5 protein-coding genes and 1 pseudogene are annotated in these 11169 nt (G+C 56.8%); 2 read left to right on the top strand and 4 right to left on the bottom strand.

The annotated features are described in order from the left end of the window. Nucleotides 1-37: 37 nt before the first annotated feature. Nucleotides 38-4525: an Ig-like domain-containing protein gene (locus tag FHW68_RS18880; RefSeq protein WP_183682241.1), complete on the bottom strand. Its 4488-nt coding sequence runs from the start codon at nucleotides 4523-4525 to the stop codon at nucleotides 38-40. A 306-nt stretch (nucleotides 4526-4831) separates the two neighbouring features. Beyond that, complete coding sequence (locus FHW68_RS18875) at nucleotides 4832-8044, bottom strand: hypothetical protein (RefSeq protein WP_183682236.1); 3213 nt, start codon at nucleotides 8042-8044, stop codon at nucleotides 4832-4834. A 257-nt stretch (nucleotides 8045-8301) separates the two neighbouring features. Between FHW68_RS18875 and FHW68_RS27075 the strand changes: the two are divergent. Beyond that, nucleotides 8302-8397: pseudogene (locus tag FHW68_RS27075) on the top strand (DUF6124 family protein); the annotation flags it as partial. A 153-nt stretch (nucleotides 8398-8550) separates the two neighbouring features. On the opposite strand, the gene FHW68_RS18870 reads toward FHW68_RS27075, so the two are convergent. After that, nucleotides 8551-8910 (bottom strand): PilZ domain-containing protein, encoded by a 360-nt coding sequence (locus tag FHW68_RS18870; protein WP_095632206.1) that lies wholly within the window; start codon nucleotides 8908-8910, stop codon nucleotides 8551-8553. 221 nt (nucleotides 8911-9131) lie between these two features. After that, entirely contained in the window at nucleotides 9132-9515 is a 384-nt protein-coding gene (locus tag FHW68_RS18865; RefSeq protein WP_095632207.1) for a tol-pal system YbgF family protein, read from the bottom strand. Between the two features lie 188 nt (nucleotides 9516-9703). Between FHW68_RS18865 and pyk the strand changes: the two genes are divergently transcribed. Next, nucleotides 9704-11155 carry a pyruvate kinase gene (gene pyk, locus FHW68_RS18860; protein ID WP_183682233.1) on the top strand — a complete coding sequence of 484 codons (1452 nt, stop codon included), beginning with the start codon at nucleotides 9704-9706 and terminating at the stop codon, nucleotides 11153-11155. The last annotated feature ends 14 nt before the right edge of the window (nucleotides 11156-11169 follow it).

Here is an 11169-nt window from a genome sequence, read left to right as displayed (position 1 = left end):
GACGCACCTTTACCGTTCTGACAAGCGATGACACGACTTACGAAGGAGCCCTGCTTAAACTGCCGTCCAGCGCCAGGACTTCGTCCAGCTCATTCACATACAAGCCCAACGTAAAGGGGCCACGCCTGATACCGCTGATGGTGATTATCCAGGCCTTGGGCTGATCAGAAATGTCATATTCCTGCGCTAACGGTGGATCGAAGGTCAGCCCGAGCAGGCTCGAACTGGGGTAATCCGGCTTCGAACTCCAGCCTAGGGCGGCCTTTTTTCCGTGGATTATCGAGCTGCTTGTGGAAATGCTCAGTGTGTATTCACGCCCGGAGTACAGCTTGAGTTCGCCGGAACCTGGAACGATCACCTCTTGCGCGGCGATATCGTTGACTGTGGACTCGAGCGTCACCCGCCAATTGATGGCCTCGACCACGGTCACATCGAATGGCCGATTTTCGTCCGCTGAGAACGCTACACTCGCAGTGATCCGGTACTGTCCGGCGGTGTCGGCAAGGAAGGGAAGAACCGACCGACCGTCAACGTCGGTGGCAATCGTGGTGGTGATCGGAAAACCCGCCCCGCCAGCTGGAACGGTGTCGACTTGCCACTCGATCGGCACATTGGGCACCGCAAGCCCGGCAGGTGAACGCTCTTCCCTGACATCGATCCAGAACAGGCTCGGTTTCGTGGCACCCGCCACTGGGAATCGCACGTCAGCAGAGTAATCGGCAATCAGCGCAGCGGCCGCCACCAGTAAATCGAGGCTCAAGGGCCTGTCCGCCCCGTGCTGCACAAAGACCGTCAGCGGGCCTTGCGTGAGCGAGTTCAGGTCAAGGGTGCAAAGCCCGTCTTTATTGCTGATCGTCGACAGCCTGGCGGGGTCCTTGCTGGTCCACCATAGAACCGTTTCATCGACCTGGGGTGCCCCGTCAAGTCCGACCACCCGGCACTGGACGCTCAAAGGCTGCCCCAGTACAGCGGCTGAAATGGCATACGGCGCGGCCTCCAGGTAGGGCATGTCTTCAAACGTTACCTTGCCGTTGAACTGGGCCGTGACTTCGGTATCAGGATAAGTCACCGACACGTGGGCTTCTCCCTCCTCCTGACTGATTAGCCGAACGCGTGTAGTGCCGCTGCTGTCGGTAAAGGTTTCGCCCGGTTGAATAGTCCCCAGCGTCGTGCGCCAGACCACCAGTCGGCCCGGGGCGCGATTGCCGAACTCGTCCAGCAGCACCGCGTAAACCTCCACTTCCCCCAGCCCTCCCGCCAGAACCGGCTCTCTGGGCAACGTCGACATCAATTCGGAAGGGAAAGCGAGAGACTCTTCATGACAACCGATCACGACGGCGGGCGCATAGACCGCCTCGCGCAAATCCAGCCGATAGGCAACATGGGCGACGCCCATGGTTGAACCGGCCTGCAGTTGAACCCCGGTTTTGCCCTGGGCGTCAGTGCGGGTCAGCGTCTCGCGCAGTACACCACGGGTGGTCGTCCAGTGAACCGGCACTCCCTTGAGCGGTTCGCCATAGAAATCGAGTACGGTGCATTCGAACTCGGCGTAATCGTGCGCCAGATTGGCGATCAAATGCTTCGTGTCGACCACACACCGAGTACTCACGGTCTGTCCGACCTCGCCCGATTGTTGTGCCACTTTCAACGCCTGCGGCTTGGCCAGCGTCTCCAGTACTCTTTGTGCCGCCTGGGCAAATTCGGACTCCGGAGCCCTGGGCGTCAATGCACCCAACAGGAACCCGGTGGCCGCATCCAGGCCATTGCCCGACATTTCCTGCGTACGACTCAACAGGTCCAGTTGAGCCAGATTACGTAAAACCGGATTGATCTGGGGGTTACCGTTGGCATCCACCGGCACGACGGCAGCCACACAGTCGAGCACATGACGAATCCCGAAACGGAACAACTGCGCCAGTTTTTCAGCCGCAGCGTCGCGTACCAATCGCCGAGGGTCGGGGTCAAGGTACTCCGGCAACTGATTGACCTGCCGCAAGTAGTCCAAGACCTTGGCTTCAGGCTGTTGAGCCAACAGCAGCAGCTTTGTATAAAAAACCAGGTAATACAGGGTCTTGATAGAGATTTCGTAGCGGCTCTCCAGACTGAACCACTCGTACTGCTCCTCAGTCAACAGCGTGTCCAGCATCTCGGCGCTCAACGCCAAGCGGCTCACGATCCGGCTGCGCCGCTCCAGCTCCATCAATAATTTCAAGAAGGGTTCGACGGGTTCAGGCTCAGGCCCGGTCCACTTGACCTTGGCATTTTCAGGCCCGGCCAGGGCACGTTCGAGCAGGATGAAAGCACTGCCCTCGGCCCAAAACAGCACCCCTGCCACCCGGTCGGATGAAAGACCCAAATGCACCGCAAGCACTTCGTAGACGGCCGACCGTTGCTCGGCCCGAACCCGCAGCAGCACTGAGAGAATGGTTGTTCGGGCGTAATCACGCTCCTCGGTCTCAGTGTCCGGGATCACATCCTCCACGGCGAGATCGATCTCTTTGCGGGCCCATTGCAGGTACTCGGCCTCCGTCTCTTCGTAGCGACTTTTCACCAATCCGGTGACGTCGATCAACGCTGCAAGTGCCGTCAGCCAACGGCCGGGCTCTTGCGGGTCATATACACCCTCCTCAAGCAACATCACCTCAAGGAACAACACCGGTTGTGCCTGCTCACGCAAACGTTGAAGCATGTGTTTCTGAACTTCGGTGGCGACGGTCGGCACGCTCACCGGTCCGATGTTCTGCACCAGCCATAACACGCTGAAATCATTGGCCTTGCACCATTGCACAGCAGACATCAGTGCCCGTATCACACTCAGGACGTCTGTTTCTTCACCTGTGACATGGCTACTCACCTGTGGTGCGCCCGCCAGTTCCACGATCCAGACCTCTCCTCCCAGCGCCTGCAGCAAGGCCGTGGCTTCGACCGGCGTGACCCCGAACAGCCGCGCCAGCCTCACCAGACGATAAAAACTGGAAAACACCGCCAGACTGCGGGGCATGCGAATGGAATAGCCGAAAGCATCGGCGATGACTGCCGACAGATAGCGATAGGTCTCAAAGTTGATCTGCAACCCGGCGCAGATCTGGTGCACAGTGGACTGGTCAGCCTCGGAACGAGGAATCACGGCAAACTCGACGTTGTCGATCCGCAATGGCTCGATATAAACCGACTGACTGTTGTACACCTGGTCAAAGTGAGAAAGTTCCTCGTTTTGCCCATACACCGACAGCACATCGATGAACACCGAAAAATCCCTGACCGAACACTGGTACTGCGCCCGTAGCTCCTGAAACAGTCCTATTGCACGCAACATGTTATCCGTCACCCATACAGCGGTATTCGGGTGACCACGCCGTTCGGCATGATTGGCCGCCATCATCAGTTGGTCGGTTTCACTGCTGGCAAGCCTCAGCCAACGATCGAGCCGGCACTTGCGGTTGATCCGATCCATTCGGTGCTGATTTTCGTCATCGACATTCTGCAATTCAAAGGTATCCGCAGGGCCGGTACGAGCCAGGCCAATCGGCGGATTACGCTCTGCATGAATAAGCGGATCAAGCGCTCCATGAATAAATGCGGCGCCATAAACCGCTCCGCTCACCTCGACCTCTGGATTCACCAGCGCGGGAGCGTTTTCGGATAACAAGGGCATAAAATCGCCGAGCGCGAAGAGCGCCTCAACGCCCTGCTGATCCAACTGTGTGGCCAGATAAAAGACCCACAATTGCTTCAAATCCAACGGCCCTATGTAACCGAAATTATCCCTGTAAAAATCGCTCGGCATTCCAGGCTCGGGCTCGCCGGTGGTTGCCGAAAAATATCCGGGCTCCAGCAACAAAGCCTGCCGGACCGGTCCGAGTTCCAGGCTCAGGCGCATGGCAATGTCGGATTTGCTGCCCCGGGCGCTCGGATGGATGAAATACGGGGCATCGGGGTCGACCAGGCGAAGGATGTCACCCAACGACTCATAGCCTGCAAGCTTGAGGACCGCTTCAATGCTTTGATAGGACTGGTCATGAGGAAGCCCGTTGGGATACCGGACGCGCCGTAATACCGCGTCAACGTCCTCTTCCCCCAAACGACTCTTTATCTGACTGGCCAATACCTGCGAAACAATCTCCATCGACGGCACAACGCGATCCACTGTCAGGTGGTCGATATAGGTTTGCCCCAGATCAGGCCGGCGCGTGTCCAGGAGCAATTTATCGCCCTGGCTGCCTGTGCTTTCCAGCTTACTCACCCATTCGCGAAGTTCGACCAGATAAGCCGTGGTGGAATAACTGGATTGAATCGAACCTTTGGGGCTGCACAACGCATAGTTTGGGGAGAACAATCTGGAATAAGTCGGCCCTTGCCTCAGCGCACGTAACGGAAACAGCGTTTGCCCTTCAGGCCGCAGAGCCTGCTCCCGAAAGGCACGGGCAATAAACGTCGCCACGGCCCTGGCCCGGCTGTCCAGTCTGTGAGCCTCCTCTTGTTGCAACCCCAATATCCGCAAGCCTTCGACGCCCTGCTCGATCAAATCGAAGACGCTGGGATTTTTCTCTATGAAAGCCTTGAGATCAGCCAGCTCGAGGAACCGTCCTTCACCCAGAACAGTGTTCAGCAAGCGTTGAATGGGAGATTTCGATTCGATCACTTGGAATCGCTCCTGCGGGGTTCGTCAGATGAACGTCGTGGATGTCCATCACGCCAAAGTCATGATCCATTTGACATGGTTTTTTGATGTCGGATAACTGTCAAAAATGACAGGCATTATCACCATTCGTCGGACACTCCCATCAGCCATGCAGGCCAGAGACAGCCCCTCAGCACGAGGGGCACGGTGTCACTCCACGATAAACGGCTCACTTATCAACTCTACGGAATCCGCTTCACCCTCGGTTTGCCACACCACTACACGGTGAAGACCGGGAGGCAGGCTTTTGCTGGACTGAACGCTCCAGCTTCCGTTGGCAACCAAACCAGTGGCCAGCACATCTCCTGGGTCGAAGTATGAAGCCACTCTGATTTGAGCGCCGCTGCGGCCGTGGCCGGCGAATGTCGGGGCAGCATCGACCCAGTCCTGACTGGCGGGCTGAGCCAGGCTGGGGGCGGCTGAGCGTGTCTTGATCGCGTGCATGGGAGAATTGTCAGAACCGAATTCGCCCTTTTTCGCCTGCACCGACAGGCTGTAGCCCGTCCATTCGGCATTCCAGGTGAATTCGACAGACCAGGTACCCTCCGGCCTCACCTGCGTTGTTGCCAATAGATGAGGACCACTCCCCCCGCGTCGGTGAACCGACACCGTATCTCCCGGATACCCGAACCCGGACGCCATCACCTGACTGGAGATCCGCTGCCCGTTAACCGGTGATTCCAGATAGGGAGCTGCTGGCACAAGGGTAAAGGGATGCTGAAAGATCTCCGAAGATTGCCCCTTGTACGTCTGGCTAACCAGTAGGGTTTTCTGGCCAACCTCCGTCAGCCTGGAAGGAACTTCCCAACTGCCATCGTCGCGCACCGGAATGTTGTCCGCCACCGGATCAGTGACCCCGGCAAGTTTCACCGTAATCAATGCGCCCGGAATCCCGCCTGTACCGCTGATCAGCCCCAAGCGGGGCAACCTGCCGTCCAATGCAGGTACCCCAACGCGTGGCGCCAGAATGACCACCTGAAAGTTACGATTATCACTGCGTGCAGAGAACTGATTATTGAAGGACTGCCTCACATAGACAGTACGCAGCCCGGTGGACAACTCGGCCTCCGGCGTCAGACTCCAGGATCCCGATGAAGAAAGCGTCTTGCTACCCAGCGCCTGATCCGATATGGCATCGTAAATTGTCAGCACTGCGTCTTTGTAACCATCGGTGCCTTCGAAAGTGGGCTTAAGGCCGACCTCCTGATTGACCTCCGGTTGGGTGATCCCAAGTTTTGGCGTAGGGACATTGAAAGCACCGTGGGCCTCCCCGGAAGTTTGCCCGCCGTAGGACTGTGTCACCGTGAACGTATGATTGCCGGGGACGAACGGAATATCGCGCCTGAATGTCCAGGTGCCATTGGTACCGCTGACGGGATGATCGACCGTTGGCCGGTCGCTGTACTTCAGCTTGAGCGAAGCGCCTGGCCAACAGGTGCCGGTGATGCGGGGGCTGAAGCCCTCAGGGTCGGTCTTGGTAATCACCGGCAAGGGCGCCGCAATAACCAGGCTGACCGCCGTCGCCGACCAACCGGAATTCAATGTTTTGTACAACTGCCGGATCACGATCGCGTAAGTGCCCGGTGCCCATCGCTCAGTCGCAGTGCTGGTCCAGCGGTTATTGCTCACGTTGACGATCGGAACGATGGGGGTCTGGGTGTTGTTGAGTCGCACCTCGACCTGCGCGGCCTGCGTTTGTTTTGCCCAGGTATTCGCCATGCCCGAAAAACTTGGCCTCTGGTCGGTTACGGTGATCGGTACAGTGAGCGTCGGCTTGGGTACGATGACGGAAAATGTACGAACATTTGACCAGAGCGAGAGCATATTACTGATGCTCTGACGAACCTTAAAAGCATACCCCCCTGGTGTCAGCGCGCTTCGGGGACTGACTGACCATGAATTACCGGTCACGATCACGCTACCGAGATCCTCTCCCGTCTCATCCGAGAGCACTAGAGTGGCACCGGGATGACCGCCCGTGCCGGTCAGAACAGGGTTCACGCCTGAAGCGGGATCTGGGGTGGTCAGCTGTGGCCGAGGTGGCCGTACTTTCAGTCTGACGGGCGATGCACCTAACGATGTAACCCCCGAAAAGACATGCACCGCCGTCAATGAATAATCACCCGGTGTCAAATCCGTGGTGAGTTGTGCTTGCCAGGCACCGGTGCTGGTGTTCACCGTGGCCGTACCCAACAGCGTGCCCACGACATCTCTTTTGACCTGGATCGTGCCCTCCTTGAATAGCGCATTAACCGTACCGCTGACGGTGATTCGCATCTCCACTTCTTGATTCTGTGTGGGGCTGGAGATCGTGGGGGGAGATAACATACGAAGCTTGCGATCATCTGCCCATAGAGATTCTCCTTCAGAGAAACGTTGTAAGGCAGTGACGGTATATGTTCGTCCCAGACTAAGCGTTGTCGTAAGCCGCCCGGACCACTCTCTGTTCGTTCCCACGTTGAAGCCGCCGCCCAGAAAGGTCCCGAAGCCCGATTCGTGAACATCCACCCTGGCCCCGGGAGTGCCTGTACCGCGGAGCATAGGATATTGGTCAACCAGCACAGCGTTTTGAGCCGGCGAAACAATGACCGGTTTGAGCAATACTAAATTCAACGTGATGGACGCTATCCGCTTTTGCTTAACGTCCAGCCGGTAGGCGCCCGGCGCATAGATTTTAGTAAGCTCGGCGGTCCATTCGCCCCCCGAGATCCGTGCAGGGACAGAATCAACCAATGTTTGATTTTTAAACAAAAGCACGCTCATGGCAGCTGGAGAATTGGTTGTTCCTCTGACGGAAATTGCGAAGTTGCTGACCTGCGTATTGTTAGCAGGCAAAGTAATTCTCGGAAGGGGAATTGTATGAGTTAGCGCATCGGCCCAAAACCACCCTCCCCCGTCCGGGCCATCAAAGTCAACGTAGATATTGATTCGTAATTGAGACGCCGTTGGCGCATCAAAATCCGCGGTCACTGAGTAGTTATACCATTGACTGTCTTGCCGCAGCTCATCATCCGACTTCCTTAATATCTCGACGCCATTAACAATTGCCTGAAACCATATATTAGCCCTTTTCATTGGTTCATAACCAGATGGAGCAGACATTCGATACCGTAATGTTCGGACCTTTATATAGCGACCATCTACATACCACTGATAAACCATTTCGGCTTTAAATCGCCTGTAACCGTTACCTATCCCGCCTATCGCAGTAATGGTTTCGGTATCCGCATCATCCCAGAAGCTTTCATTCTCATTATTAACAACAAAATAAGGCTCCTTGACATTAACGTCTTCTTGTAGCGACTCCAGTTCTCCAGTGCTTGTATCGGAATATTCTTCTATCATTTCATCACCTGCAGACATGAACCTCTATGGGTTGCCTTGCACAACAGAGATTCCAGGCAACTATTGATCAGCAATGTAAACTGCCCCTCTTCTAGCACTAGCGACATACTGATAGTTTTTACAACATCAAAAACCTATTTATTTTTTAAACTCCACTTAATCAAAATAACTTTACTCACCATAGGAAACCACTATCAGAACTGACAGTTATCAAGTTTTAAAAGAAATAAATAATTGAATTTTAATTCCAAAACCCGAACGAAGCCTGTTGACAACGGCACCTGGCGATGGCGATTTACCAGATGAGCGAGATGGGGTTGATGCTGGCGGAGCGGTCGCTGGATATCGAGGGGGCGATTAGCCCGGCGTAAAGCAAAGATCAAAAGATCGCAGCCTTCGGCAGCGCCTAAAGGGGATCGATGGTCATCCGCAATACTGCGGTGAATATCAATCCCTACATTGATCCGTGTTAATGGCGGCGAGCGGTCAATGCAGGAGCTGCCGCAGGCTGCGATCTTTTGCTTTCAGGCCGAAGCGGGCAACGGCTGAAAGCTGAAGTACTGCTTCAGTGCCTCCAACAATTGTCCATATTCCGGCGGTGCCCGTTGCAGGCTGAAGCCGGCATCGTAATGGTGAGGGGTGGCGTCCTCGTGGCACCACAGGCAGCAGGCATCGAGGTCGATCACCTGCTGACAATGGCCATCCATGGGGATTTTCAGACGCAGGTTAAAATCGGCGCCCACCATCATCGGCAACTGGCTGATCAACATCAGCCCGTCCTCAGACAGATTGCCCAAAAAGCCAATGGGCTTGTCGGTAACGCTGTTGAATACTTTGAGAAAATACGGCAGTTGATGCCGCTCGATCCGGCGGTCAGTGGACATGCTGATTTCGCTACGCAAGGCCCTTAAGCAGGGCCGCACTAATGCTTCGGAACGGGCCTGCTCTATTGATTTATAGGCATATGCCGCGCTCTCCCCGATCCTGGTGCGACAGTCCTTCCAACCGCTGTCGCTTACTGCTGCCGATCACAGGTGTTACCTCGATCAGAGGCAAGGCTCTAAACCGATCCATTGGACTATAGCTCACCGCTGTCGCCTGACAATCAGAACCGGGTTGGACGCACCGCCGCCGCGCTGCGGGTTGGGTAATGGCCCAGGCTCTGCAGAGTTTCCAGGCGGGCACGGGCGCGGTAGGCGTATTCGCTTTGCGGGTAAGAGGCCATGATGAACTGGTAAGTCTGCGCCGCATCGATAAACAGCTTCTGCCGTTCCAGGCACAGGCCACGCATCATCGACACTTCCGGCCACACATAAGGCCGCGCGTGGCTGGCACGCTCGACCTTGGACAGTTCGAGCATCACTTGCTCGCAGTTGCCGCGCTCGTAGGCGCTGTAGGCATTATTCAAATGATGGTTCATCGACCAACGGGTGCAGCCCGTGACACTGAGGGCACTGATGGCAAGGGCGGCAATGAGCACGAATCGCATGGGGGATCTCCTGTCTTGAGCTCTGTATCGACCCTTGGGCGGAAATCTTCAGGACGGTTTGCGCCGATTGTCGCGTTCAATAAAGAAACTAATAACCAAGTTCTTCAAAAAAAGTAGTGCAAACGAACAATGACTACACCTACGGACCATAGTAGCCTCTGCTAGCGCTTGAACTCAGGAGTCTATGCATGTCCGTCCGTCGCACCAAAATCGTCGCTACCCTTGGCCCGGCCAGTAACTCGCCGGAAGTTCTCGAACAGTTGATTCTGGCTGGCCTGGACGTCGCCCGTCTGAACTTCTCCCACGGCACCCCCGACGAGCACAAGGCTCGCGCGAAGCTGGTGCGTGACCTGGCTGCCAAGCACGGCCGCTTCGTCGCCCTGCTGGGTGACCTGCAAGGCCCGAAAATTCGTATCGCCAAATTCGCCAACAAGAAGATCGAGCTGAAGATCGGTGATCAATTCACCTTCTCTACCAGCCATCCGTTGACCGAAGGCAACCAGGAAGTCGTCGGCATCGACTACCCGGATCTGGTAAAAGACTGCGGCGTGGGCGACGAGCTGCTGCTCGACGACGGCCGCGTGGTCATGCGCGTTGATACCGCCACCGCCACCGAGCTGCATTGCACCGTGACCATCGGCGGCCCGCTGTCGGACCACAAAGGCATCAACCGTCGCGGTGGTGGCCTGACCGCTCCGGCCCTGACCGAGAAAGACAAGGCCGACATCAAGCTCGCAGCCGAAATGGAAGTCGACTACCTCGCGGTATCCTTCCCGCGTGACGCCGCCGACATGAAATACGCTCGTCAACTGCGCGACGAAGCCGGCGGTACGGCCTGGCTGGTGGCGAAGATCGAACGCGCCGAAGCCGTGGCCGATGACGAAACCCTCGACGGCCTGATCAAGGCCTCCGACGCGGTCATGGTGGCCCGTGGCGACCTGGGTGTGGAAATCGGCGACGCCGAACTGGTGGGCATCCAGAAGAAAATCATTCTGCATGCACGCCGCCATAACAAAGCGGTGATCGTTGCGACCCAGATGATGGAGTCGATGATTCAGAACCCGATGCCGACCCGCGCCGAAGTCTCCGACGTAGCCAACGCCGTGCTCGACTACACCGACGCCGTGATGCTCTCGGCCGAAAGTGCTGCCGGTTTGTACCCGCTGGAAGCCGTGCAGGCCATGGCGCGCATCTGCGTCGGTGCTGAAAAGCACCCGACCAGCAAGACCTCCAGCCACCGTATCGGCCAGGTGTTCGAAAGCTGCGACCAGAGCATCGCGCTGGCGGCCATGTACACCGCCAACCACTTCCCGGGCGTGAAGGCGATCATCGCGTTGACCGAAAGTGGCTACACGCCGTTGATCATGTCGCGCATCCGTTCCTCGGTGCCGATCTACGCGTTCTCCCCGCACCGCGAAACCCAGGCCCGGGCGGCCATGTTCCGTGGCGTCTACACCGTACCGTTCGACCCGGCATCCTTGCCGCCTGAGCAAGTCAGCCAGGCCGCGATCGACGAGTTGCTCAAGTTGGGTGTGGTCGAGAAAGGCGACTGGGTCATTCTGACCAAGGGCGACAGCTACCACACCACCGGCGGCACCAACGGGATGAAAATCCTGCACGTTGGCGACCCGATGGTCTGAGTGATCACTCGCTG

This window comes from Pseudomonas sp. Tn43 (assembly GCF_014192635.1).
Lineage (GTDB): Bacteria > Pseudomonadota > Gammaproteobacteria > Pseudomonadales > Pseudomonadaceae > Aquipseudomonas.
Note: the sequence above shows the minus strand (reverse complement) of the source record. Positions and strands in the feature narration are given on the sequence as shown.

What these genes read in the sequence shown, in the direction of transcription:
- FHW68_RS18875 (WP_183682236.1), bottom strand. Translation starts at nt 8,044, where the DNA reads ATGTCTGCAGGTGATGAAATGATAGAAGAATATTCCGATACAAGCACT.
- FHW68_RS18870 (WP_095632206.1), bottom strand. Translation starts at nt 8,910, where the DNA reads ATGTCCACTGACCGCCGGATCGAGCGGCATCAACTGCCGTATTTTCTC.
- FHW68_RS18865 (WP_095632207.1), bottom strand. Translation starts at nt 9,515, where the DNA reads ATGCGATTCGTGCTCATTGCCGCCCTTGCCATCAGTGCCCTCAGTGTC.
- pyk (WP_183682233.1), top strand. Translation starts at nt 9,704, where the DNA reads ATGTCCGTCCGTCGCACCAAAATCGTCGCTACCCTTGGCCCGGCCAGT.